The organism is Lactococcus formosensis, from assembly GCF_037892375.1.
Taxonomy (GTDB): Bacteria; Bacillota; Bacilli; order Lactobacillales; family Streptococcaceae; genus Lactococcus; species Lactococcus formosensis.
In genome coordinates, this window is sequence record NZ_CP141721.1 from 1,001,290 (window position 1) to 1,027,200 (window position 25,911).

At 39.5% G+C, this 25,911-nt stretch carries 27 protein-coding genes; 20 read left to right on the plus strand and 7 right to left on the minus strand.

The genetic code is table 11. The annotated features are described in order from the left end of the window. Positions 1–120 precede the first annotated feature (120 nt). Positions 121–1,002 (plus strand): YitT family protein, encoded by an 882-nt coding sequence (locus tag VNN39_RS04925; protein WP_017368602.1) that lies wholly within the window; start codon positions 121–123, stop codon positions 1,000–1,002. Between the two features lie 39 nt (positions 1,003–1,041). Here VNN39_RS04925 and VNN39_RS04930 read toward each other — a convergent pair whose 3' ends face one another. The 4 genes from VNN39_RS04930 to hslO all read right to left on the minus strand — a co-directional run bounded on the left by VNN39_RS04930 (position 1,042) and on the right by hslO (position 4,860). Further along, positions 1,042–1,284 carry a hypothetical protein gene (locus VNN39_RS04930; RefSeq protein ID WP_017368601.1) on the minus strand — a complete coding sequence of 81 codons (243 nt, stop codon included), beginning with the start codon at positions 1,282–1,284 and terminating at the stop codon, positions 1,042–1,044. 66 nt (positions 1,285–1,350) lie between these two features. After that, a complete protein-coding gene (gene dusB, locus VNN39_RS04935; protein ID WP_003133380.1) occupies positions 1,351–2,346 on the minus strand; it encodes a tRNA dihydrouridine synthase DusB in 996 nt (331 codons plus the stop codon). A gap of 88 nt (positions 2,347–2,434) precedes the next feature. After that, entirely contained in the window at positions 2,435–3,979 is a 1,545-nt protein-coding gene (locus tag VNN39_RS04940; RefSeq protein ID WP_096369092.1) for a ClC family H(+)/Cl(-) exchange transporter, read from the minus strand. After that, complete coding sequence (gene hslO / locus VNN39_RS04945; RefSeq protein WP_338998060.1) at positions 3,976–4,860, minus strand: Hsp33 family molecular chaperone HslO; 885 nt, start codon at positions 4,858–4,860, stop codon at positions 3,976–3,978. The genes VNN39_RS04940 and hslO overlap by 4 nt, the downstream gene beginning before the upstream one ends. Before the next feature lie 307 nt (positions 4,861–5,167). On the opposite strand from hslO, the gene VNN39_RS04950 reads away from it, so the two are divergent. Further along, positions 5,168–6,457 (plus strand): adenylosuccinate synthase, encoded by a 1,290-nt coding sequence (locus VNN39_RS04950; protein ID WP_339007278.1) that lies wholly within the window; start codon positions 5,168–5,170, stop codon positions 6,455–6,457. A gap of 56 nt (positions 6,458–6,513) precedes the next feature. On the opposite strand, the gene VNN39_RS04955 is transcribed toward VNN39_RS04950, so the two are convergent. Further along, a complete protein-coding gene (locus VNN39_RS04955; RefSeq protein WP_338998062.1) occupies positions 6,514–7,086 on the minus strand; it encodes a TetR/AcrR family transcriptional regulator in 573 nt (190 codons plus the stop codon). A 418-nt stretch (positions 7,087–7,504) separates the two neighbouring features. Between VNN39_RS04955 and VNN39_RS04960 the strand changes: the two genes are divergently transcribed. From VNN39_RS04960 to VNN39_RS04990, 7 genes are all read left to right on the plus strand, one after another. Beyond that, a complete protein-coding gene (locus VNN39_RS04960) occupies positions 7,505–8,527 on the plus strand; it encodes a hypothetical protein (RefSeq protein WP_338998064.1) in 1,023 nt (340 codons plus the stop codon). A 102-nt stretch (positions 8,528–8,629) separates the two neighbouring features. Then, positions 8,630–9,259, plus strand: coding sequence for a hypothetical protein (locus tag VNN39_RS04965; protein WP_338998066.1), 630 nt, complete (start codon positions 8,630–8,632; stop codon positions 9,257–9,259). 343 nt (positions 9,260–9,602) lie between these two features. Further along, positions 9,603–10,643, plus strand: a complete 1,041-nt coding sequence (pheS, locus tag VNN39_RS04970; RefSeq protein WP_165714201.1) for a phenylalanine--tRNA ligase subunit alpha — start codon at positions 9,603–9,605, stop codon at positions 10,641–10,643. A 48-nt stretch (positions 10,644–10,691) separates the two neighbouring features. Continuing rightward, on the plus strand, positions 10,692–13,100 hold the full coding sequence (gene pheT, locus VNN39_RS04975; protein WP_338998068.1) for a phenylalanine--tRNA ligase subunit beta: 2,409 nt from the start codon (positions 10,692–10,694) through the stop codon (positions 13,098–13,100). 157 nt (positions 13,101–13,257) lie between these two features. Next, entirely contained in the window at positions 13,258–14,289 is a 1,032-nt protein-coding gene (locus VNN39_RS04980) for a 3D domain-containing protein (protein ID WP_165714203.1), read from the plus strand. Positions 14,290–14,474: 185 nt separating this feature from the next. Next, positions 14,475–14,645, plus strand: coding sequence for an adenine methyltransferase (locus VNN39_RS04985; RefSeq protein WP_339006929.1), 171 nt, complete (start codon positions 14,475–14,477; stop codon positions 14,643–14,645). 97 nt (positions 14,646–14,742) lie between these two features. After that, a complete protein-coding gene (locus tag VNN39_RS04990) occupies positions 14,743–16,341 on the plus strand; it encodes a hypothetical protein (RefSeq protein WP_338996850.1) in 1,599 nt (532 codons plus the stop codon). Positions 16,342–16,404: 63 nt separating this feature from the next. On the opposite strand, the gene VNN39_RS04995 is transcribed toward VNN39_RS04990, so the two are convergent. Further along, a complete protein-coding gene (locus tag VNN39_RS04995; RefSeq protein WP_165713903.1) occupies positions 16,405–16,599 on the minus strand; it encodes a hypothetical protein in 195 nt (64 codons plus the stop codon). A gap of 23 nt (positions 16,600–16,622) precedes the next feature. Continuing rightward, positions 16,623–17,396 (minus strand): XRE family transcriptional regulator, encoded by a 774-nt coding sequence (locus VNN39_RS05000; protein ID WP_096369100.1) that lies wholly within the window; start codon positions 17,394–17,396, stop codon positions 16,623–16,625. A gap of 90 nt (positions 17,397–17,486) precedes the next feature. Here VNN39_RS05000 and VNN39_RS10105 point away from each other — a divergent pair, with 90 nt between their 5' ends. The 11 genes from VNN39_RS10105 (at position 17,487) to VNN39_RS05050 (ending at position 25,729) form a co-directional block, all read left to right on the plus strand. Then, positions 17,487–17,693: a DUF5963 family protein gene (locus tag VNN39_RS10105; protein WP_416274273.1), complete on the plus strand. Its 207-nt coding sequence runs from the start codon at positions 17,487–17,489 to the stop codon at positions 17,691–17,693. Next, positions 17,687–18,568, plus strand: coding sequence for a ribosome small subunit-dependent GTPase A (gene rsgA, locus VNN39_RS05005; protein ID WP_338996854.1), 882 nt, complete (start codon positions 17,687–17,689; stop codon positions 18,566–18,568). Before VNN39_RS10105 ends, rsgA begins: the two co-directional genes overlap by 7 nt. Continuing rightward, positions 18,540–18,746, plus strand: a complete 207-nt coding sequence (locus VNN39_RS05010; protein ID WP_017369142.1) for a hypothetical protein — start codon at positions 18,540–18,542, stop codon at positions 18,744–18,746. Before rsgA ends, VNN39_RS05010 begins: the two co-directional genes overlap by 29 nt. Before the next feature lie 8 nt (positions 18,747–18,754). Continuing rightward, on the plus strand, positions 18,755–19,414 hold the full coding sequence (gene rpe / locus VNN39_RS05015; protein WP_017369141.1) for a ribulose-phosphate 3-epimerase: 660 nt from the start codon (positions 18,755–18,757) through the stop codon (positions 19,412–19,414). Next, on the plus strand, positions 19,411–20,697 hold the full coding sequence (gene rmuC, locus VNN39_RS05020; protein WP_165712251.1) for a DNA recombination protein RmuC: 1,287 nt from the start codon (positions 19,411–19,413) through the stop codon (positions 20,695–20,697). Before rpe ends, rmuC begins: the two co-directional genes overlap by 4 nt. Position 20,698: 1 nt before the next feature. Next, positions 20,699–21,643: a 3'-5' exoribonuclease YhaM family protein gene (locus VNN39_RS05025; RefSeq protein WP_339006931.1), complete on the plus strand. Its 945-nt coding sequence runs from the start codon at positions 20,699–20,701 to the stop codon at positions 21,641–21,643. A 15-nt stretch (positions 21,644–21,658) separates the two neighbouring features. Then, positions 21,659–22,528: an aldose 1-epimerase family protein gene (locus VNN39_RS05030; protein WP_338996858.1), complete on the plus strand. Its 870-nt coding sequence runs from the start codon at positions 21,659–21,661 to the stop codon at positions 22,526–22,528. A gap of 90 nt (positions 22,529–22,618) precedes the next feature. Next, on the plus strand, positions 22,619–23,746 hold the full coding sequence (locus tag VNN39_RS05035) for a cation:proton antiporter (RefSeq protein WP_165712248.1): 1,128 nt from the start codon (positions 22,619–22,621) through the stop codon (positions 23,744–23,746). A gap of 74 nt (positions 23,747–23,820) precedes the next feature. Next, entirely contained in the window at positions 23,821–24,450 is a 630-nt protein-coding gene (upp, locus tag VNN39_RS05040) for a uracil phosphoribosyltransferase (RefSeq protein ID WP_017369137.1), read from the plus strand. Positions 24,451–24,598: 148 nt separating this feature from the next. Next, positions 24,599–25,207 carry a nitroreductase family protein gene (locus tag VNN39_RS05045; protein WP_017369136.1) on the plus strand — a complete coding sequence of 203 codons (609 nt, stop codon included), beginning with the start codon at positions 24,599–24,601 and terminating at the stop codon, positions 25,205–25,207. 204 nt (positions 25,208–25,411) lie between these two features. Further along, positions 25,412–25,729 carry an ATP cone domain-containing protein gene (locus VNN39_RS05050; RefSeq protein WP_003133409.1) on the plus strand — a complete coding sequence of 106 codons (318 nt, stop codon included), beginning with the start codon at positions 25,412–25,414 and terminating at the stop codon, positions 25,727–25,729. The last annotated feature ends 182 nt before the right edge of the window (positions 25,730–25,911 follow it).

The following is a 25,911-nucleotide window of genomic DNA, read 5'->3' on the forward strand; positions in this document are numbered from 1 at the left end:
TGACAAAATGACCGTTTTAGTATAAATTAGAGAAGGCCTCTGTCAATTTTGACAGAGGTTTTACAAGAAATTATAAAGCCATTTTTATAAGATAAGAATGGTATTAGATTGGAGAGTTGTATGAAGGATATGAGCCTCATTAAAATCCATTTTCGTAACTTTATTGCCATCAGCTTAGGCGCAATTATCTTTGCTTTTGGTTTTGTAAAGTTAAATATGGCCAATCAGTTGGCTGCAGGTGGCCTTTCCGGTATTACCTTGATCTTGCACGCATTATTCAAGTTGGATCCGGCCCTAAGTCAGTTCATTCTGAATATCCCCTTGCTTTTTATTGGTTACCGTTTCTTAGGACAACGGACCTTTACCTATACGGTCTATGCGATTGTTAACATCTCGCTTTTCCTTTCAGTTTTCCAAGCATTTGATTTTAGTATTAATCTTTTGCATGATAACTTAGTTGCAGCTCTCCTTGCCGGTGTATTTGCCGGAACGGGGATTGGGATTATCTTCCGCTTTGGCGGAACAACTGGAGGTTCAGATATCATTGCTCAGCTCTTGCAAATTAAGCGAGGCACAGCAGTGGGACGTGTGATTTTCACGATAGACCTTTTTGTAATGACACTTTCTCTCACTTACATTGATGTTAATCATATGGTTTATACATTAATTGCAAGTTTCGTAAGTGCGCAAGTTATTAACCTTATCCAATCTGGTGGTTATACCGTTCGTGGGATGCTTATTATTAGTCCTAAGTATCAAGAGATTTCAAATGCTATTCTGGCAGAACTTGGACGTGGTGCAACATTCCTCCATGGTGAAGGCGCATATTCGGGCACAGAAAAACGTGTAGTCTATGTGGTCCTTAACCCTCGAGAAGTCATGACGGTTAAAGCCTTGATTGCTGAAATAGATCCTCAAGCCTTCTCAACAGTAATAAATGTTCATGAAGTTATGGGAGATTTTACTTATCCACAAAGTAAATATAAACGTAAGAAAAAATAAAAAAGAGCCAGATTTGGTTCTTTTTTATTTTAATGGCTATTATTGAAAAAGTTTTGATGTTAGACGTTCGCCTTCAAGTCGGCCCACAGAAGAAACACCTTCTACATCAGAAGAGTCAGCATTAACGCCGTCCTTAATAATTTGTAAGCGATCGATAGCTTGGTTGATTTGAATGAGACTTTGAGTTTGATTTTCAAAGCTATAGTTACTGATCTCACGTTTCGCTTTCTTAAGGTGAATAATTGCCTTTTCGATTTCGACAAGAGCTTTTGATGTACGCATAGAGTCCCTCCTTGTTTTATGATACTAACCTTATTATAAACAAAAAGATTGGCAAAAGCCAATCTCTTAATTTTGGGCAACGAAATCATCTAAAATCTTGACAATTTCTGCTTGTGTTTCTGCTTGATTTACGGCTACCTTAACTTTTGCAGCACGTTTTGCACCTTTGAGGTAGTAAGCTGCATGTTGGCGAAATTCGCGTGACGCTAAGTTATCGCCTTTGAGGTCAACAAGACGTTGTAAGTGAATCTTAGCGATACGCATTTTTTCATCCACAGTGGGTTCAGGGAGCAATTCCCCTGTGCGAAGGTAGTGTTCCGTACGGTGAAGCATCCACGGATTTCCGAGAGCTGCTCGACCAATCATGACTGCATCGACACCTGTTTCATCAATCATACGTTTCGCATCTTCAGGTGTTTTCACATCACCATTTCCGATGAAAGGAATGTTAATGTTGCTTGCTACTTTTTCAAGCCATGTCCAGTCTGCTTTACCTTCATAGAGTTGAGCACGTGTCCGTGCGTGCATTGCAACAGCAGCACCTCCAGCTGCTTCAATAGCCTTGGCATTTTCGACAGCGTAGAGATGATCAGAGTCCCAACCGATACGAATTTTTACAGTGAGTGGTAAGTCAATCGCAGAGCTGACCGCTTTCACTACATCATAAACCTTATCTGGGTCAAGCAGTAAGCGACTTCCAGCTTCATTTTTTGTTACCTTAGGAACAGGACAGCCCATATTGATATCAATGATGTCTGCTACTGTATTTTCTTGAACAAATTTCGCTGCTTCAACCAGTGTATCAACTTCACCACCAAAAATTTGCATTGAAAGTGGATGAGGTACGCCTTCAAAGTCCATCATTTGGAGCGTTTTTTTGTTACGGTGTTCGATACCTTTGTCAGAAATCATTTCAGTAACGACAAGTCCTGCTCCAAACTCTTTAGCTGTTGTCAGGAAGGCTTTATTATTAATCCCCGCCATTGGAGCGAGTACGATTTTATTAGCAATTTCTATATCCCCAATTTTCCAAGGGCGTGTGTATTTTGAATCCATAGTCATAGAGAATATTTTACCATTTTTTAAGGGATTTGCTAAAACTTTGCACTGAAAAAACCTTCGTAGGTAATTTAACGAAGATTTTTTTAGATTAATCAGTAAATAAGTGCTTTATTTTTTGACGAACAGGAACTTCCTGCGCTTGAGTAGTTAAAAAGGTTGCAATATCACCCGCATGGAGTAAGGTATCTCCTCGTGGAATGATTTTTTCCCCATTTCTCTGAATAGAAACCAAGAGGCTATCTTTAGGAAGATGAAGATTTTGAACCGCCTGATGGTCAGCTTCCGAATCAAACTGGACCAAAGCTTCAATCATAATATGCCCTTCTTTTTCAGTAGCTATGTCCGAATCAGCAGTAAGAAGATTGTGGAGCAATGAATCGTAGATTGGCTCAGAGTGTAAGAGTTCGGCCACAAGATAGGAAATGAGAGAAACAAAAGCGAGAGGGAGTAGATGATCAAAAGAACCTGTCATCTCGACCAAAAGAAGAATTCCAGTCATTGGCGCACGGACGATAGCAGTAAATGTTGCTGCCATCGCTAAAATAATAAAGTTTGGGAAAAGATTAGGGGATAAATGCAAGAGAGGGATGACTGTTGTAGCAAAAATACTACCCAGACTAGCACCAAGCACCAAGAGGGGGAAGAAGATTCCTCCAGGAACACCTGAAGCATAGCTAATAATGGAAATTAAAAACTTTGCAGCAAAGACCAGACAGAGAAAGGCAAGACCCCAAGTAAGTGTCAATTGGTCAATCAGCTGGTGGCCGCTGCCGCTGATCAGTGGAAAGAAGAGTGCGACAAGAGCCGAAGCAGCGAAACTGAATAAGACACGAAGAAAAGGACTTTTTATTTTCCCTTTCATAAGGCTTTGCCCCTTTAGAAGGGCAGTATTATATACTGCACCAAAGATTCCCATAAGGATACCTAAAAGTAAAAGTAACCAATAATCTGAAAGGGGAAAGCTGCTCACGATGCGAAAATCAAAGATACTGGCTGGGCCAAAGATAATACGAGAAACAGCATCTGCCATGATAGCGGAGCTCATACAGGTTAACAAAATCAAAGGTGAGAAATATTTGAACACTTCTTCAAGCGTGAACATGATACCAGAAAGCGGGGCATTAAAAGCGGCGGATAACCCAGCTGAAGCACCAGAAGCAATCAGCAAACGTTGGTGGCGCTCAGTATAGGAAAATTTTTGACCGATGGCTTGTCCCATCGCAGCACCGAGTTGGATTGATGGACCTTCACGACCTAAGGATAACCCAGCAAACATGGCCAATGTTCCCCCGACAAACTTAGCCCAAGCTGTTGAAAACCAGTCTGGTTTAAAGTAGCCCAGCAATTGCCCTTTGACTTGAGGAATTCCGCTGCCGGTTGACATAGGATATCTTTTCATCAAAGTACTGACAATAAAGGCAAGGAGGAGTAAGACAGGGAGGAGAAAAAGAACATAGATAAGATGCGTACTGACTTGATGATAGAGGGTAACACCTAATTTTTCAGCTATGGAAAGAGACAAACGATAAAAGCTGGCTAAGAAGCCAGCTGCCAGTCCAACCAATAGACTTAAAAAAATTAAACCTATATTTTTGTTTGACGATTGTGAAAGATCTTTAATCAATAGTCTCATTTTTGAGCAGCTCCCAAGATTAAATCATTGAGTTCTTTTTCTGTAAATTCATATTTACGTCCGCAAAATTGGCAGAGCACTTCAGCGCCATGATCTTCTTCAATAATCTCAGTGAGGGCTTGACTTCCAAGGCTTTGCAAGCCTTCAGAAAATCGCTCTTTTGAACAATCACATTCAAAGGCTAAGGGTAACTCAGCTAGAATCGTATATTCGAGATCACCATAAAGTGCAGCTAACATAGCTTCAAGTGGATTCTCTTTTAAAAGCATTTCCGAAATGCTTGGCATTGCTTTAATATTTTTTTCCATCACTGTGATTTCATCATCAGTTGCATCAGGCAGGGCTTGAAGCATAAAACCGCCTGCGATTTTAACACTATCTTCTCCGTCATTGAGCAAGACATTTAAACCAACAGAAGAGGGTGTTTGCTCACTGGAGAGAAAATACCAGGCTAAGTCTTCACCAATTTCCCCTGTAATTAAATCAGTTTGTCCTGTATAAGGTTGACGAAGTCCCATATCTTTAATAACCACAAAGAAGCCATTCCCAACGAAAGGAGCAACAAGTACTTCTCCTGTTGAAGCTTTTTTATAGTCTAAATCTTTGTTTTGAACATAACCTTTAACATTTCCTTTAGCATCTGCTACGGCAACAATTGCACCCATAGCACCATCACCCAAGATTTTGACTGTGATTTTACTGTCCCCTTTTTCATTGGCACCTAAAATTTGAGCAGCAATCAAGGTACGACCGAGTGCAACAGTAGAAGTAGGCATCGTTTGATGACGTTCCTGAGCTTCACGGACAGTCAAGGTTGAATCAAGAGCAAAAGCACGAAAGTGACCATTTTTTGAAATGGATTTTAATATTTTATCAGTCATAACTCCTTCTATTTTAACATATTTTTAACAGCATTGATTGCTGGGCTTTTATTTTGGAGATGATATTTTGTATTAAAAACAAATGGGGCAAAAAAGTAAGGTTTGTAGAGAAAACTGGAATAAAGTTAGATATTTCCGAACAAAAAAAGAGATTTATAGCAAAAAAATTATTTCTTACTCAAATCAAATTATTTTTTTTGCTATAATAGGAATAGTGCGATAGGAGCTTTTCAATATCAAAATGCCAGCTGTGTTACCTGAAAAGGGGACATAGAGCGTACAAATATTAAAAGAAAAGAGAGCTATTATGCCATCAGTTGTTGTTGTAGGAACGCAGTGGGGAGATGAAGGAAAAGGTAAAATTACGGATTTCCTCAGCTCAGACGCAGAAGTTATTGCGCGTTACCAAGGAGGGGACAATGCCGGTCACACTATTGTTATCGACGGCTTTAAGTACAAACTCCACCTTATCCCATCTGGTATTTTCTTCCCAGAAAAAACATCTGTTATCGGTAATGGTGTAGTAATCAACCCCAAAGCCCTGGTTAAAGAAATTGCTTACCTCCACGAAAACGGTGTAACAACAGATAATCTTCGTATCTCAGACCGCGCCCATGTTATCTTGCCTTACCATATCAAGTTAGATGCCCTTCAAGAAGAAGCTAAAGGCGATCAAAAGATTGGTACGACAATCAAAGGTATCGGCCCAGCCTACATGGATAAAGCAGCACGTGTCGGTATCCGTATCGCAGACCTTCTCGATAAAGAAATTTTTGAAGAACGTTTACGTACAAATCTTGAAAATAAAAACCGTGAATTCGTTAAACTTTACGACAGTGAAGCACTTGATTTCGATGAAATCTTTAACGAATACTATGAATACGGTCAACAAATTAAAAAATATGTAGCTGACACTTCAGTAATCTTGAACGATGCGCTTGATGAAGGCCACCGTGTCCTCTTTGAAGGTGCACAAGGTGTTATGTTAGATATCGACCAAGGAACTTATCCTTTTGTTACATCTTCAAACCCATTGGCAGGAGGAGTCGCTATCGGTTCAGGTGTTGGACCAACAAAAATTGATAAAGCAGTTGGTGTATGTAAAGCCTATACTTCACGTGTTGGAGATGGTCCATTCCCAACAGAGCTTTTTGATGAAACAGGTTACCAAATCCGTGAAGTTGGACATGAATATGGTACAACAACAGGTCGTCCACGCCGTGTAGGATGGTTTGATGCGGTCGTTATGCGTCACTCACGTCGTGTTTCAGGCCTGACTCATCTTAGCTTGAACTCTATTGATGTTCTGGCAGGATTACCAACAGTGAAAATCTGTGTCGCTTACGAACTTGACGGAAAAGAAATCACTCACTACCCAGCAAGTCTTAAAGAATTGGAACGTTGTAAACCAATTTACGAAGAAATGCCAGGTTGGTCTGAAGATATTACAGGAATGCGAACTCTTGAAGAACTTCCAGAAACAGCACGCAACTATGTACTTCGTGTTGCAGAACTCGTTGGTGTTCGCATCTCAACATTCTCTGTCGGTCCAGATCGTGACCAAACAAACGTTTTGGAAAATGTTTGGGAAGCATAAGGAAATCAATCTAAAAAAAGCAAGCAATCATTGATTTGATTGCTTTTTTTGTCTTTTTAGTGACCGATATCCTTATAGATAAGATCGTACATTGAAGTTTTGACTAATTTGAGAAATATAGGTTTAAATTTTTCAGGAGTTAGAGGAATTTGGACGCTGAACCAAAGTGTAAAGATAATATCCAAATACGAAATCCAGAAGGAGAGAAGCTGTTTAGAGGAAAAATAGGGGCTTAATTGATGCACTTTTACCAGATAATCATAACGTTCTTTCGCCCAAGGGTAGACAAGATCAATTGCTCCAATATCTGTCCGGTACAAGAGTTTACTCGTTACTAGGATATGGGCCTCATCTCGATGTTCCCACAGAATGTGTAGGATTATGTCAGCGAAAATTTCAACAGGAATTTCATTGGGACTATGGCGAAAAAGTTGCGTGTTGATTTCTTGGAAAATACCGCTATAGATATATGCGATAATACTATCAATTCCTTGATTTCCAAAGTTATATCGAATAGTATTTCGAGTAATCCCTGTACGACGGGTAATCTCTTCGATATTTACAATCCCGCCCTCAGCAGCGATATTCAGTAAAGTTCTGATGACTATTTCTTTCGTGTTTTTAGCCATTTTTCATTCTCCTATATATTATTGGGGTAGAAAATATTATAAAACCAGATGAGTTGAACTAAGATATTAAATGAAGTAATCTCGAATTTCTTTTTAAAAGAAGCTGTTAGGCTTAATTTTGGACTTGATAATTTGCCTAATTGTAAAATAGTTGCCATTATTTATCATTAGGTGTTAAAACGAAAGCAAAAAAAGACGAATATGGTTAAAAATTAGACTAAATATACTTAAATACAAAACAGTTGTCCTATTTGTGGTTCTTTTTTGCTCGAAATAGATGGATTTGATTTGTTTTGTTATTACTTTACATTACGAATGATACGAATATATAATAGTATTATATAAAATAAGTAACGAAAAACAAATTTAAAACGAATATATTGAATTTAAGTTTGTCAGACTTAAATGGAGTGAAAAGATGAAAAATTTATTTGGAAACAGTCGTAACAGCGAAGAAAATACTGTAAGTCAAAATGAAGGAAAAACAACGATACATCTGGAAGAGTTTAATAAGGTCCGTGAGGAACTGGAAACGAATAATCAAAGTTTGAAAGATGCTCTCCTTAAGACCGAAGGAGAGAAGCATAAAGTAATTTTTGAAAGAAAAAAACTGGAAACAGAGCTACAGCAGCTTAAAGTAGAACAAGAAAAGCAGCTTCTGGAAAAAGAACAAGCAGTACAAAAATTGGAAGAGAGGCTTCAAAAAAACATTGACAATAATCAAGGGGAACTTGTGGCCTTGGAGGAATTGAAAGAGCAAAACGAAGCATTAAAAAAAGAAAATGTAGATATACGTACTCAGGTTGCTGATTATTTATTAGAGTTACAAAAAGAAAATGAAAAACGCCAAGAAGCACTTGAAAAAGAAAAAAATGATGTTATAGAGCAAGCAAAAATAGAGTGTAACCAGATGAAGCATCAAACAGAAAGAGAAGTGAGTACACTCAAAGTTAATGCAAAAAAAGAGGCTGAAAAAATGCTTCAAGAGATAGATAATCTGAAACAAGAAACGCAAAAAGAAACCGATCAACTCAAAGAAAATGCTCAACGCGAGGTTGAGAAAATGTTTAGAAAGTCTGAAGCGCTTAAAGCAGCTATGCTTAAAGAACAAGAAACATTAAGACTTAAAGCAGAACAAGAAAAGGTGCAGGCAGCGAATGAGGCAGAGCTGATGAAAAAAGCTATTGCTGAGGAAAATAAAGTCTTGCGTTTTGAAGGGCAAAAAGAGTTTGAAAAGGCGAAAAAGGAAACAGAACTCTATATAACTCAAAAACAAGAGGAAGCAGAGGCAATAGTTAAGGCAGCTGAGGAAAAAGGACAAGAAAAACTCATTGAGGCAGAGGAACAGTTAGCAGAGTTGAACAATCAAATTTTAGAAACAAGGAATGCTGCTAAGGAGTTGATTGGTCGTTTGGGTGAATTGATGAAGCTTGGAATTTAAGAACATCAGTCATAGGCATCTGAAAAATAAAGCGCTGAAAAGGCGCTTTTTGAACGAGTAGATCACAGGTATTATTAAAAGTTAACGGAAAGGAGATAAGGAGTGGTTCAAAGCCAGTATGAAGAGTTATTTAACGAATCAGAAGATTTACTGAAACAAATGTCCTATATGCTAGAATCACCAAGCCCTCTACCGTCCCCTAATGTGCATCAGGTTAAGAAAAGAAAACTGAAAAGGTGGGTTCGGAGTGGAATAATTTTATTCACCCTCTTCATTTTGCTTCTAGGCCTTGCGATGGGAGGAGGACAACTCTTAAGAATTATCGGAAGATATGTTCCTCTAAGTTCTAATGTGGAAGTTCAAAGTAAACCGCAATCGATGAGTGACTATACGCTTGAACACACAGAGGATAATTATCCTAGCAATATGGCAAAGGTGCGCGTGTCTTTAGAAATAAAAGCAGAAAAGCAGCGAAAGTCAGGACAACTGGTCATTCAAAATCTACCGACGAATCGTACACGTCTAAGATTTACCATACTTGTAGAGGGCAAGAAAGAACCAATATTTCGCTCAGAAATGATTGATCCGGGGTATGCAGTCACGGAGATACCATTGGATAAACAATACCTGAATGGTAAACATAAGGCACGTCTTTTATTAGAATTCTATGAAATGGAACAAGAAAATAAAATTACAGAAAGCTTAATGGATATCATGATTAATGCGACTTAGTCAGTAGGCTTCTGTTTTTAAAGAATACGTTGAAGCTCGCATACTTAGTCACCCTTTTATATACAAATAAGGCAGAAGATTAAGGATTGACAAATGAGATAAATCTGCTAAAATAAGAACATATAAAGAATGAGAAGAGTAGGTTACTGGAACGTTTAAGGGAGTGATGTCGTCGACTGCAAATCATCACACGGAAAAGTTATTGAAGTTTACCTCGTTCTAATTTAAAATAGTCTTTAATTAAGTGATAAAATAGGATGGTACCGCGGTTTTCGCTCCTTTGTTTAGGGGTTGAAATCGTGGTATTTTTTGTCATCATGGTTAGAAGGTATTAGGAGAAGAAATGAATTTACAAGAAAAAATTGAAGCTTTACGTGAACAAGCTTTGAATAATTTAACAGCTGCCGTGGAAGAAAGAATGCTGAATGATTTGCGAACAGCAATCATGGGTAAAAAAGGTGAGCTGACAGAAATCCTCAAAGGGATGAAAGACTTAACAAATGAAGAACGTCCAGTTATCGGTGCTCTAGCTAATGCTTTCCGTGACGAGTTTGGAGCAAAGCTTGAGGAGAAAAAAACAGAACTCGAAGCAGCAGCAATGAATGCAGCCTTGAATTCTGAAACTTTAGATGTAACTTTACCTGGTCACGCACCTAAAAAAGGGGCACGCCATATCTTGACGCAAACAGCAGAAGAGATTGAAGAAATTTTCTTGGGAATGGGTTATGAGATTGTAGACGGCTATGAAGTCGAAACTGACCATTATAATTTTGAACGCATGAACTTGCCTAAAGATCACCCAGCGCGTGATATGCAAGATACTTTCTATGTGACAAACGAGGTATTGCTACGTACCCATACATCACCAATGCAAGCACGCACGATGGATCAACACGACTTTAGTAAAGGTGGTTTACGTATGATTGCTCCAGGTCGCGTTTACCGCCGTGATACTGATGATGCTACTCACAGCCACCAATTCCATCAAGTCGAAGGTTTAGTTGTGGATAAAAACATTACAATGGCCGACCTTAAAGGTACGCTTGAACTTGTTATCCAAAAAATGTTTGGTGCTGACCGCGAGATTCGCCTACGTCCTTCTTACTTCCCATTTACTGAACCCTCTGTTGAGGTTGATGTAAGCTGCTTCAAATGTGGCGGCAAAGGATGTAACGTCTGCAAGTATACCGGTTGGATTGAAATTCTTGGTGCGGGTATGGTTCATCCTAATGTTTTAGAAATGAGCGGTATCGATAGCAAGGAATATTCTGGTTTTGCTTTTGGTATGGGACAAGAACGTATCGCAATGCTCCGCTATGGTATCAACGATATTCGTGGCTTCTATCAAGGTGACTTACGTTTCTTAGAACAATTCGGAAAATAATTTCAGAAGTAAAGACATAAAAGAAAACGGAATAAAAGGAAAAATAAAATGTTAGTATCATATAAATGGTTAAAAAAATTAGTGAACGGTCTTGATGATATTCCCGTTGCTGATTTGGCAGAAAAAATGTCACTTTCAGGTATTGAGATTGAAGGTGTAACTGTACCAGGTCAAGGCTTGTCAAAAATTGTTGTCGGTCAAGTATTGACTTGTGAAGATGTTCCTGAGACACATCTTCATATTTGCCAAGTCGATGTTGGTGAAGAAGAACCCCTCCAAATCGTCTGCGGCGCTCCCAATGTCAAAGCAGGGATTAAAGTAATAACAGCACTTGTTGGTGCACGTATCGCGGATAACTATAAAATCAAAAAAGGAAAAATCCGAGGTATCGTTTCATTAGGAATGCTATGTGCGCTTGATGAAATTGGTATTCCTGAATCTGTTAATCCAATGAAACATGAAGATGGTATCTATATTTTACCTGAAGATGCAGTGATTGGTGACAGTGTCTTGCCATATCTTGACTTAGATGATGAAATTATCGAACCTGATATCTTGGCTAACCGTGCTGATGCAATGTCAATGCGTGGAGTTGCCTATGAAGTCGCAGCTATCTATGGGAAAACAGTCAACTTTGATGAAAAAACGGTAACCGAAGTAGCCAAAAAAGCAGCAGATAAAGTAGCTGTAAAAGTAGAAACAAGTACAGAACAAGTCCCAACCTACAAGATTCGTATGATTGAAAATGTCAAGATTGCACCATCGCCACTTTGGCTGCAAAATACCTTGATGAATGCTGGTATTCGTCCCATCAATAATGTTGTTGACGTAACCAACTATGTTTTGATGTACTACGGTCAACCACTCCACGCTTTTGATTTTGATAAATTTGGCGCAGATGAGATTGTAGTTCGTCAAGCCAATCAAGGAGAGAAAATCGTTACTCTTGATGAACAAGAGCGTGAACTTAGCACAGAAGATATCGTGATTACAGCTAATGGTCAACCGGTAGCTCTTGGAGGTGTCATGGGGGGCTTTGACAGTGAAATTACTGATCAAACCGTCACAGTAGCTTTAGAAGCTGCACTTTTCAATGGCACTTCAATCCGTAAAACTTCACATAAGTTTGCCTTACGCTCAGAATCTTCAAGTCGTTTTGAAAAAGGAATCAATCAGGGAACAGTGCGCGAAGCACTAGACTTTGCAGCAGCAATGATTCAAGAACTGGCTGGCGGAGAGATTCTCTCAGGTGTAGTAGAGTCAAATGACTTCATGCCAGAACCTCAAGAAGTTAACATTACTTTGGACCGTATTAATGCGGCTTTAGGAACATCACTTGATGAAGCAGAAGTTCTTGCGATTTTAGCGCAACTTGGTTTTGAAACACAAGAAAAAGAAGGACAATTTAATATTCAAATTCCTTCACGCCGTTGGGATATCAAGATTGAAGCCGATATCGTGGAAGAAGTAGCGCGTATTTATGGTTATGATAATTTGCCTAGTACCTTACCTTCAGGTGCGACAGCAGGTGAATTAACGGCCATGCAAAAATTGCGTCGTAAGGTACGCACACACGTCGAAGCAGCAGGACTTTCAGAAGTTATTGGCTACTCTTTAACTACAGCAGAAAAAGCGCAAGAATTTGTAGAAACACAAGGGGCAACAACATCGTTGATGTTACCAATGACAGAAGATCGTCAGACCCTACGTGGCAGTCAAATTCCAGGTCTTTTAGATATTGTTAATTACAATCAAAACCGCAAAAATGCAGATGTTGCGATTTATGAAGTGGGCAATATCTTTGTAGCGACAGATTCTGAAGATACACGTCCTCTTGAAATTCCTCATCTTGCCTTTGCTATTTCTGGAAATGTAGAAGACAAAACCTACAATTCTGATGCTGTAGCTGTGGACTTTTATCATGCAAAAGCTATTGTTGAACAACTTTTAGCAGGTTATGACAATCTTGCTTTTGAAGCTTACTCCGAAATTAAAGAGATGCATCCAGGACGTACTGCACGTATTCTTTTGGGCGACCGTCAAGTTGGTTTCGTAGGGCAAGTACATCCTGCAACAGCAAAAACTTATGATGTGAAAGAAACTTATGTGGCTTCATTGGACTTAGATGCAATGCTTGAGCTTGCACCAGCGCAGACAGTCTTCGTGGAAATTCCAAAAGTTCAAGCTGTGCATCGTGATATTGCGATGTTGGTAGATGCAGAGAAGACACATGCTGAAATCGTAGAGACAATCACTTCAAGTAAAGTTAAAACATTAAGCAAAGTTGAACTCTTTGATATTTATCAAGGTGAAAACTTACCAGAAGGTAAGAAATCAATGGCTTACAGCTTAACTTTCCAAAGTCGTGAAAAGACAATGACAGAAGAAGAAATTGCAAAAGCAATGGCAAAAATTACTAAAAATCTTGTAGAAACTTTAGCAGTTGAAATTCGTTAAATAAAAAACCTTGGAGAATTTTCCAAGGTTTTATTATGAGTTTTAAAAAAAGTCAAGAGACAAAGTATTAATAAAAGCGGTTTACATTAAATTTCAATAACCATACGTAACTTAATTGCAATCAAACAGCGTTCTTTTTGTGTTAGAATGGTAAAATATGAAAAAGAACAATTGGAAAAAAGGAGCAACTCTACTTGGACTGTCAGTTGGAATGCTGACATTGGGCCTACAAGTTGCTAAAGCTGACGAAAGTACGATTAATAAAGATATCGAGAACTTTCAGCAACAGCTCAACTCGGAACTTTCTCAGACAAATGCAATCTATGCGAAAGCAACTGTTTCACAAAACAAACTAAAATTAACGCAAGAAAAGATTGAAAATCTGAATCAAGAGATTGAAAGAACTGAGGGAAAATACAATTCCTTAAAAGAAATCGTAGCGAAGCAAATGCGTTCAATGCAAGCCCATGGTGGAGCTTCTGCTTCTGTTCTTAATGTAGTATTGAATGCTAATGATTTTCATGAAGCGATACAGGCTTGGACAAACTTGAGTGTTATTTTAAGAGCTGAAGATGCGCAAGCTAAGGATTTAGTAGATACGCAGAAAACTTTGGAAACAATGCAAAGCTCTCTTCTACAAACAAAAGATGAGTTAAAAACCGCTCAAGCAGACTACCAAAAGCAAGCGGAGAATCTCGAAGAAAGTATCCATACACTCAAAAATAAAGTGGCTGACAACCAGACCGTACTGGAAGAGATGAAAGCCCAAGCAGAAATGGCTAAAGATACTACAGTGGACGAGGATGGAGATAAGCCCACAATAGAGCCTTTGACTTCAAAGAAAAAAGAAGAGTCTAAAACTTCGGAGGCTAAGGATACTACCATTACTACTCCAAGTAGTGATGGAGGAACTTCCTTGACCGTTTCAGCTACGGCCTACTCCTCAGATAACGGCTTAGGTTTCATCACAGCTACAGGGATAAATCTTCACCAAAACCCAATGTGTATTGCCGTTGACCCTTCTGTTATTCCCTTAGGAAAGATGGTTGAAGTACCAGGTTACGGTATTGCTATCGCAGGTGATACAGGTGGAGCCATCAAGGGAAATATTATTGATGTGCATCTTCCGACAACAGCTCAAGCGCAAGCTTGGGGACGTAAAACAATCCAGATTAACATACTCAGTTAAAGATTACTGAAAAAAAGTAAAAAAAACTCCTGTTTAACAGGGGTTTTTTGTTTTTCATCTGGATTTCGTATCGCTCTTATCTTCTGAAATTATTTTGAAAATCATAAGAAAAACATTACAATAATATCATATAGATGTTATTGTTGTTACTTAATGATAACAAAATACTTGACGGGGTAAAGCAGATGACTTATAATCGGTCAGCACAGCACAGCACAGCACAGCACAGCACAGCACAGCACAGCACAGCACAGCACAGCACAGCACAGCACAGCACAGCACAGCACAGCACAGCACAGCACAGCACAGCACAGCACAGCACAGCACAGCACAGCACAGCACAGCACCAGCGGTAGACATCCGCCTATTTTTACTTGCACCCAAACGCTCAGGACCCCTTGGAGCGTTTTTTTGGCATTTACAATTATTAATCAATAGAAATGAGGAAAACCTATGACACCAGATAAAAAACGGAAACTGCGGAATATCGCTATCCTATCTCTGCTCGGCTTAATCGGCGGCACCTTCGCCTTTACAGCCTTTAACCAACAAGCCATTAACGACCGGGAAAATGAAGTCCAAGTCAATGTCGGAGGCCGTGTGCATGACTACTATGATGTAGAGACTGAAAACAAGGACGTCTTTGTCGAAAACTATGGCGAACGTCCCATCATGGCACGTATCCGCCTCTCGGAGTATTTGGAAACCCAACAAACAGGAGCTTCAGAGGCTACACCATTAGTCGATGGGACAGAAAGAGACCAACTCAACACATGGACCCCTTATATCCCGAGTGCGACAGCGATTGGCACACGTACAGGAGCGGGAACTGCTTTTAATAGATACTCTAATCTAAGGTTTGGTCATGCAGGAGAAGCGCCATGGTATCTTCCAACCTTTAACCATAACAACTTAGACCTTAGTACTGCTGCAGCAGGGGATGCCCGTGACCTGGCAGATGGTTCAGATGACGTGACCCATCCGGGAGACGGAACAGATGGCTATTGGGAAGAAGGGGTAACTTATACCAATGGCGACAATGGGACAACTTGGCATGGTGCATCTGATGGCGTAGAACGCACTACAGCACAAAACCTCCAACAACAGCGCCCCGTCATGACCATCCAACAATGGTCAGAACTTCAACCTTTCCAACAAATCGGTAACTTCTGGGTGGTTGACCACACGACAGGCTGGGCTTATTGGGCTTCACTCTTAGAACCAGATGAAGCAAGCTCTTATCTACTGGATGCAGCAGAAATGACCGCTGCTATCGAAGATACAGTCTTCAACGGCTCTTACTATTACGGTATCCATGTGGACAGTCAGTTGATTAGTCCTGACACCGAAAATATGAATGAATTTCTTACAGGTGGCGATAGCCGTTTAGCAGACTTCCTTACAGGTATACAGAATAATGCTATGGACGGTGAAGGCTCTAATCCACGTGCTGATATTGATTCTCCACCATCTGCCTTTAACTTTGATGCCATGCTTCCAGGCCGTGTCTTTACGATGGCAAATGAACAGTACCGTTATCTTGAAGATATGGGTGACGGCAATCACTTAATCATCCGTAATGATGCAATCCGCAATGTTTCTTGGAATGACCAAGAAGCTGAACTTACTTCTTGGTATGGACAACTTGATTCTGCAGTCCAAGCCATGGTTCAGCCTGTGGCAAATGAATTCACGACAGGTGAAGTTGCGGCTGAAAATGTTAATTTTACAGGAGGTGCAAGCTGGCTCCCTGAAAACTTAGAGGGGGATGTTGCGGCAGATATTACTCAAGTTGTTTCGGGAGGGACACGTCGTGCCTTTGCTCTCTCTCTTGCGGATATTACCCGTTTATCTGGCGAAGGCTTAGCTTTTCCTAATCATGCACAGCGTGGTTCCGTTGCACTAGGCTGGTGGAGGCTACGTACTCCTGCGTCTTACCCGTATGCTTGGGGTGTGTTTAACAGTGGCCTCTTGACTGGAAATCGTCCTCGCACGCTTAGCACTGCCAATGGAGGAGCTCGTCCAGCCCTCATCATTAACCAAGCAAACTAAAACAAAAAACGTTCACTATTGGTAAACGTCTTTTTCATCTACAGGCTCTGACCCAACTTTCTTTCATGAAACTTTTTGACCTGTTTTTAACTTGATTACTGTTGGTAGCGTAATGAATTTTTGGGCTTTGAATTGTTTTGCTTTTTTCGACTTACGAAAATCTCTCTCCTCGGGACTGAACCAGAGGGCTATTTCGTAGAGCGCCGCAAAACCTAGGCCCATTCCTCCAAACATTAAAACAATTTCTATAAATTCCATTGTGACCTTCTTTTATAATATTCTTAGTTCTCGATTAATTCGGGGTTTATTTCTTCGATACAATCAACGACAGGACCGACGATTCTTGAAGTTTCTTCATCTAAGTAAAAATCCTTATATTGAGGATCGGTGTTGAGTGAGTGACAGCGGAAACTGTCCGCATCTCGGAAAACTTGTTTACAATACAGTTGTTCTTCGCCTGGTCCACCCTCTGAAATGACATAAATATCACCATCTCTATCAAAACCTGTTGTAACAAAGGTGACAATAGAGAAGTTAGGATATTCCGGTTGCATAGAATCTCCCTTGATACGTGCGGCACCGTCATAACGGCCTGGACGTACATCTGTAAAGATGGTGTAAGTCTCCTGAGTATCATTCAAAGCTTGCCCAAAACCAGCAGAGAGTTGTTCATCAGCTACCTCAATCGTATAGAGGTCCTCACGACGGTAAGTGCGTAAAGGAATGATATTATCTGAGACTGGAGGAGTTTGAGGGGTCTGGCTAGCAAGAAACTGCGAAAAATTTAAAACATTCTTTTGTTGCTCAACATCGAGCTGTTTGTAAATATTGAGAAGCTCAATAAAAGGAGAGTTACCTTGATTTTCATTAAGGATAAGATCGATAGGTGTTTTGTAAATATCTGCCAGTTTAGAAATCATTTCTAAAGCAGGATTACTGGTTTTCTTTTCCCAAAGCGCATAAGTCCCCTGAGTGATGTCAAGCATCTCAGCAATTTCTTTTTGAGTAAACTGATGTTCTTTACGTAGCTTTTTTAAAGTTTGTCCTAGATTCATGCTTCATCCTCTTTTATTGAATTTATCAATATTATAAGCTAAAATAGAATAGAAGTCAAGCTTAAAAATTGAATGCTTCAATAAAAGGAAGTGAGCGTATTTCCTTGCCTTTTACCAATACTTTCAATATTCAAGGGCTATTTTAGGTTGAGAATCAAGGACTTTGTCAACGGCTTCACGTGTAGAAAAGAAAATCTCTATAGCTTTACCATTTTCAAGCTTGAAGGAGACATAAAGAAGTTTCAAGGAGCAGGGAATAATAATTATATGAAATGTGTTAAAATATCAGTATGGTAAAAAAAGGACGTATTATTAAATCTTTAGCAGGGTTTTACAATGTAGAATCTGAAGGACAAGTTTATCAAACGCGTGCACGTGGTAACTTTCGTAAGAAAGGAATGAAGCCAATCGTTGGTGATTTTGTGGACTTTTCAGCTGAAGAAAATTCAGAAGGTTATATCTTAGATATACATAAACGTAAAAACAGCTTGATTCGCCCTTCTATTGCGAATATCGATCAGGCTGTAATCATCATGTCAACGATTAATCCTGATTTTTCCTTGAATCTGTTGGATCGTTTTCTTGTGTTTCTAGAACATAAAGATATTCAGCCCCTCATCTACATCTCGAAACTTGATTTGCTTGAGGATACAAGTGAGTATGAACAGTTCAAGAAAAATTATGAAGAGATTGGCTATCAGGTGTTCTTTGACTGGAAAGAGCTGACTGAAGTATTAGCAGACAAAGTCACTGTCTTTATGGGGCAAACAGGTGCTGGGAAAACAACCTTGTTGAATCTGATTGCGCCAGGCATGAACTTGGCTACGGGAGAAACTTCAGATAAACTGGGACGTGGACGTCACACTACGCGTCATGTGGAGTTCTTTGAAGTTGCATCAGGCTTGATTGCCGATACGCCAGGATTTTCAAATCTAGACTATGATGTCTCTAACCAACCCGACTTAAATGCGGCCTTTCCAGAAATTTTACGAGAAAGTCATGGGTGTAAGTTTAGGGAATGTACCCATACACATGAACCTTCTTGTGCTGTCAAAGAGGCACTTGAAGAGGGTAGGATTTTAGCGAGCCGCTATGAGAACTACCTGCAATTATTAACTGAAATAAATAACACGAGGGAAACTTATGCCAAACAAAGAAAAAAACAAAATTAAAGGGAACATTTGGATGAAGCAAGCTGGCTTTTTAGGTTTGGTGATTCTTTGGGGCCTTATTATTCTGTTTAAAAATAGTTTGGGAGACTGGAAATGGCCACTCTTTGGCTTGCTCGTCATCTTGACTATTTGGGGCTTATACCAAATCAATAAAGCTTTCTTTGGCTTGAAAAAATAGGAGGAAACATGAAACAATTTACAAATAAAATCGCACCATCTATTCTCGCTGCTGACTTTGGTGCTTTTACAGCAGAAGTCGCAAAGATTAAAGCTGCCGGGGCTGATTATGTACATATTGACGTCATGGATGGTCACTTTGTTGACAACTTGACGTTTGGCTCTGGTGTCGTTGCTGCACTCCGCCCACATACAGATATGGTTTTGGATGTGCACATGATGGTCGAAAATCCAGAAAAGTACGTCACAGAGTTTGCGAAAGCTGGTACGGACATCATGAGTATTCATGTTGAAGCGACTGCACATATCCATGGTGCATTACAAAAGATTAAAGCAGCTGGAATGAAAGCCAGTGTAGTCATCAATCCTGGAACGCCCGTTTCAATGATTGAACCTGTTCTCGGCATGGTGGATATGGTCCTAGTGATGACTGTCAATCCTGGTTTTGGAGGTCAAGCCTTCATTCCTGAAACGATGGATAAAATTCGCGAACTTGTGAAATTGCGTGAAGCTAACAATCTAGAATTTGATATTGAAGTTGATGGTGGTATTGACGATAAAACTGTTGACCAGGCCCGAGAAGCAGGCGCCAATGTATTTGTAGCTGGATCTTTTGTCTTTAAAGGCGATGTAGCTGATAACATTCAAAAGTTAAGAGATAGATTATGAACGTCGTCATTATTATTCTTTTGATTTTAGCCATTCTGATTGGGATAGCTAATTTTTTCAAAAAACCAACATCCAACACCAAACTCAATGCACGGGTTGAAAATCTGTCATCAAACTTGACGGAGTTACGTCTAGAGATGTCGCAACAGTTAGGGCAAAATCGTCAAGAAATCTCAGGGACGGTCTCAAGCTTAGCGCATAATATGAATGGGAACTTAGCAAATCTGACAGAAAATATCAATGCTAAATTTGATTATCAGTTTAAGGATTTACAAAGTTCCAACGAACAAAAACTAGATAAAATTGCGCTCAACTTAGCGGACATGTCAGAAGCTATTACGGATAAATTTGATCGTAAGTTTCAGGAACTGCAAGAGGCTAATGATAAAAAGCTCAGTCAAATCCAAAATACGGTGGATGAAAAGCTTCAAGAGACGTTGAACAAAAGGATTTCCCAAAGCTTTGAGCAGGTCACAAATCTTCTGACTTCAGTTGATAAAGGATTAGGTGAGATGCGTAACCTTGCGAGTGATGTTGATAGTCTACAAAAAGTAATGACAGGTGTGAAGACACGAGGCATTATTGGTGAGGTACAACTTGGTCGTATCTTAGAGCAGATTTTTACCTCGAGTCAGTATCAAGAGCAAGTCAACATTCAAGAGCGAAATGCAGTAGACTTTGCAGTTGTCATGCCTGGTAAAGTAGCAGGAAGTGATGTTTTACTCCCCATCGACTCCAAGTTTCCTTTAGAAGATTACCAACGTTTGCAAACTGCGCTTGAAACAAACGATATGCTAGCGATTGAAGCATCGAGAAAAGCTCTCTTCACGGCAGTTAAAGCTCAGGCAAAGTCAATTTCGGAGAAATACATCTTACCGCCAAAGACAACAGACTTTGCAATCATGTTTTTACCTATTGAAGGACTCTTCATGGAAGTAGTAAATAATACAGAGCTTTATGAGCAACTCAGCCGTGATTATAAGGTAAATGTTACTGGTCCAACAACCATGACAGCAGTCTTGAATAGCTTGCAAATGGGATTCAAGACTTTACAGATAGAACAAAAATCAAGTGAAGTTTATGAAATGCTTGGGGCAGTCAAGACCGAATTTGGTAAGTTTGAAACCTCGCTTAAGAAAGTTCACGAACGTTTGCAACAGTCCGAAAAAGAAATCAATACGCTGATTACGACAAGAACGAATGTCATGAATCGTAAATTGCGCACGATTGATGCCGTTGACAAAGACACGAGTGCTGCGCTTTTAGAAATAGAAGGGGACTAAGATGGTTCTGATAAAAAATATAGCTATGGGAGAATTTTTTGAAGGATTCTACCTGATAAAATCAGTTGAGCTTCGTCGAACACGCGCAGGTAAGGATTTCCTTGCGATTGTTTTTCAAGATCGTACAGGAACAATCTCGGGCAATATTTGGGATGCCAATCCTAAAGCTGTCAAGCAGTTTGTTGCGGGGCGTGTGGTTCATATGAAAGCCTTAAAAGAACTCTACAACGGCATGCCGCAGGTTAATCGAATTAGCCTACGTTTGCCAGAAGGTAACGAACCAGCTAATCCAGCGGATTATCGTGAAAAATCGCCTGTAAATGAGACGGATCTCCGTAAATATGTCGAAAGTATCGTTTTTCGTATTGAAAATGCAACGTGGAATCGTGTCGTTCGTCATATCTTGAAAAAATTTGACCGTGAATTTTATCAGTTTCCTGCTGCAAAAACCAATCACCATGCCTTTGAAGGTGGCTTGGCCTATCATACAACCACGATGCTCCAACTGGCCGAAAAAGTATGTGAAGTTTATCCACAGCTCAACGAGTCTTTGATGTTTGCAGGTATTCTTTTGCATGACATGGCCAAATGTTTAGAATTTACTGGTTATGAAAACACAAGTTATACGTTGCGGGGAAATCTCCTAGGACACATCGTTCTTATCGATGAAGAAGTCAGTAAAGCAGCGATCGAACTTGACATCAGTGATGAAAAAGAGGACTTGCTTTTACTACGTCATGTCTTACTGAGTTACCATGGTCAGTTAGAGTATGGCAGTCCTGTCCGCCCTAAAATCATGGAGGCAGAAATCATTCATCAGATTGATATGATGGATGCTAGCATGATGATGATGATGACCGCTCTAAATAATGTTGAACCGGGACAATCTAGCCAACGCGTCTTTGCCTTGGAAAATCGAAACTTTTATAAACCATTGGATAACTAAAGAGAAGAAGAAAAGATGAAACACACACTTAAAAACAATACATTGACGGTTGCAGTTGACACTTTTGGCGCAGAATTACACTCTGTTCAAAAAGAAGGTATCGAGTATCTTTGGCAAGCAGATCCAGCGTTCTGGGGACGTCATGCTCCTGTGCTTTTCCCGATTGTTGGGAAGTTAAAAGACGGACACTACAGCTACGCAGGTAAAAACTATGAGATGTCAGGGCACGGCTTTGCACGTGATACAGAATTCAAACTCGTACAGGAAAAAGAGGATGAGTTGGTTTATGAAATTACCTCAAATGCTGATACACTTGTACAATATCCTTTTGATTTTAGCTTCAAGGTAAGTTATAAATTAACAGGAAATCAAGTGCGTGTACGTTATCAAGTGGAAAACAAAGATGAAAAGACCATGATTTTTGGTGTTGGGGCGCATCCAGCCTTTAATGTTCCTCTTGAAAAAGGAAACTTTGAAGATTATACCTTGACAATTGCTCCTGCCGAAAAACGTACTTTTATACCTTTAGATTTACCAACAGGTACGCTTAAAAGGGAAGAACAATCTGAAGTTGAGGTGAGTGATATAGCACTGAACCATGAATGTTTTTCAAAAGACGCGCTCGTCTATACATCCTCAGATAAAATGTCAGTGGCCTTAACAAACCGTTTGGATAGCCGAAGTGTGAAGGTAACATGGGAAAATATGCCTTTCTTTGGCCTTTGGAGTCCTTATCCAGCTGAAGCTCCTTTTGTTTGTATCGAACCTTGGGCTGGTATAGCAGATGAAGTTAGCACAACAGGCGAACTTACTGAAAAATATGGAATGAATAATCTTGCTCCATATGAAACCTTTAGCTGCGAATATGTCATTGAAATAAATTAAAACCAAAAGATAGACAGTAAGTCTATCTTTTTCTAAATTTTTAAGAAAGACCGCGAGAAAAAGAAGCCGTAAATTGCTATAATAGAGAGTATGAATGATATTTTCCAACTTACACTGATTTTAGTGGCTTCATTAGTCGCAACTTTAATCGCAAGAAGAATAAGAATTCCCGCAGTAGTCGGTCAAATACTGATTGGTATTGTTTTGGCACCTGCTGCTTTGGGATGGTTGCAAGGAGGACACACCATTGAGGTCCTTTCCGAAATTGGGGTGATTCTGCTCATGTTCCTGGCAGGGCTAGAGAGTGACCTTGGGGTATTAAAGAAAAACTTTAAACCTGCTTTACTGGTTGCCCTAGCGGGTGTCATCGTACCTTTACTGGTTTTCTGGGGCGTAACAACGATGATGGGCTATGCTTTCTCAACGGCTATCTTTTATGGGATTGTCTTTGCAGCGACCTCTGTCTCGATTACAGTTGAAGTTTTGCAAGAATACGGTAAGCTTTCTACAAAGGCAGGATCTATTATCTTGGGTGCAGCTGTTGTAGACGATATTTTGGCAGTTCTAGCTTTATCTATCTTCACATCTACACAGAGTTCTTCTGGCAACTTGCCAAGGCAGTTTTTCATGGAATTCCTCTTCCTTCTTTTCCTTGTCTTGGTACACAAGTCAATCCCGAAAGTTTGGCGTTTTGTGGAAAAACTTCCGGTCTATGCGAAGAACACGACAGCAGCGCTTATTCTCTGTTTGGTTTTAAGTCTTCTTGCTGATGCAGCGGGGATGTCGGCTGTGATTGGGTCTTTCTTTGCTGGACTAGCCTTGAGTCAAACAGATGTTTCTCATAAGATTGAGGAGTACAGCTCCGCTATTGCTTATGTCGTTTTCATCCCAGTTTTCTTTGTTTCTATTGCGATTTCCGTAACTTTTGAGAGTATCTTTGAACATCCAATCTTGATTCTCTTCTTTACGTTATTGGCTGTATTGACAAAGTTTGTCCCTGCATATTTTATCGGGAAATCGACAGGACTTACCACCTCAGACAGTGCCTTGGTCGGTACAGGGATGGTCTCACGTGGCGAAATGGCATTGATTATCGCGCAGATTGGGCTTGCTTCGCAAGTGATTAATAGTGATATTTATTCAGAGCTTGTCATTGTGATTATCCTCAGTACTCTGATTGCGCCGTTCCTCATCAAGCTCTCTTTGAAAAAAGACTAAAATAACAATAATAACAGACTTATGACAAGAAAAATGATAAAATAGTCAAAGTATATAAAATGAAGGGGTTTCTTATGTCAAACTGTCAAGTAGTAAAACATCCACTTATCCAACACAAACTTTCAATTTTGCGTCGTGCAGACGTTTCAACAAAAGAGTTCCGTGAACTCGTTGACGAGATTGGTATGCTTATGGCTTACGAAGTATCTCGTGACTTACCTGTACAAGATGTCGAAATTGATACTCCTGTTGCGCATATGACAGCGCAAGAACTTGCAGGTAAGAAATTAGCAGTTGTGCCAATTCTTCGTGCAGGTATCGGTATGGTAGACGGAATCTTGAAACTTATCCCAGCAGCGCGTGTCGGCCATATCGGGATGTATCGTGATGAAGAAACATTTAAGCCAGTTGAATATTTGGTTAAACTTCCAACAGACATTGCTGATCGCCAAATCTTTTTGGTTGATCCAATGTTGGCTACAGGTGGTTCAGCAATTCTTGCAATTGATAGCCTTAAAAAACGTAATGCCAACAATATCAAGTTCGTTTGTCTTGTCGCAGCACCAGAAGGTGTAAAAGCGGTACAAGAAGCACATCCAGATATTGATATCTATGTGGCAGCACTTGATGATCACCTTAATGAACATGGCTACATCGTTCCAGGTCTTGGGGATGCTGGTGACCGTTTGTTCGGTACAAAATAATAAAAACTGAAAACGTTAGAGAGCGACAAGCTTTCTAACGTTTTTTTATAAAAAAATAAAATTCTGAGCTAAATAGTTTACAAACGTAAATTTATGTGTTAAGATTACACTTGTAAACATAAATAAGAAAATAAAAGGAGACATTACTATGTCATTTATCAATTCACTCAAAAACCGTCGTTCAATCTACGCACTTGGTAAAGATGTTAAAGATGCAGACCAAGCTATCGAAACAATTAAAGAAGCAGTAAAACACAGCCCATCAGCTTTCAACAGCCAAACAACACGTGTACTTATCGTTACAGGTGATGCTCAAGAAAAACTTTGGGGACAAATCGTTGCTGACGAATTGAAAGCAACAATGAAAGCACAAGGTGTTCCTGAGTCAGCTTGGGAAGGTACAAAAGCAAAACTTGATGGTTTCAAAGCTGCTTATGGTACAGCTCTCTTCTTCGAAGACCAAGACGTTGTTAAAGGCTTGCAAGAACAATTTGCTCTTTATGCAGATAACTTCCCAGTATGGAGCGAACAAGCTTCAGGTATTACTTCAGTCAATGCATGGACAGCTCTTGCAGAACTTGGTATTGGTGCAAACTTACAACACTACAACCCAGTTATTGACGAAGCAGTTGCTAAAGAATGGAACGTTCCAGCAAACTGGAAATTACGTGGTCAACTTGTATTCGGCTCTATCGAAGATGAAGCTGGAGAAAAAACTTACATGGAAGACGATGACCGTTTCATTATCGTAAAATAAATTGAAAAAAGCCTTCGGGCTTTTTTTTGTAGGAAAAATGATAATTTGCTATAATAAAAGAAAGTAATACTACTCGAAAAGACTAGCGTTGCTACTGTTTGAGGCAATAAAGTATTTTGAAATAATCAAGATATGAGCCAAAATATGATTTCGAAAAATTCCTTAGAACTAAGGATGCAAGATACAGCACATAAAGGAGAAGATATGGAAGCAAAATTGCTCAATAAAGTAGTGATAAAACGTAATGGTCGTGTTGTCGATTGGGATTCATTCCGTATACAAACAGCAGTTTTTAAAGCTGCAATCAACGGAAAATACAAAGACAAACCCTTGCACGCCAATATGATTGCCAACAATGTTGCAAAAGTTGTTGAGAAAGTCATCGCTGAAATTCCATTCGACAAGATTGAGATTGACACGATTCAAAACCAAGTTGTCAATCAACTCAATGACTTTGACAAAGAAGTGGCAAAAGATTTTCTTGAGTATAAAGTAAAACAAGAAATTAATCGTAAACACTAAAACAGCGACTTTATGTTAAAAGTAAAAAAGCAGATTCTTTGAGAATCTGCTTTTTGTGTTCTTTAAATTAAAAACACATGAGCGTAATATTGCTTCTTTATAATTTTAATCTTTGATATAATTTGTAATATAAGAAATGCTGTGGATATATCCAAACAATTTTATGAAATTACATATAGATT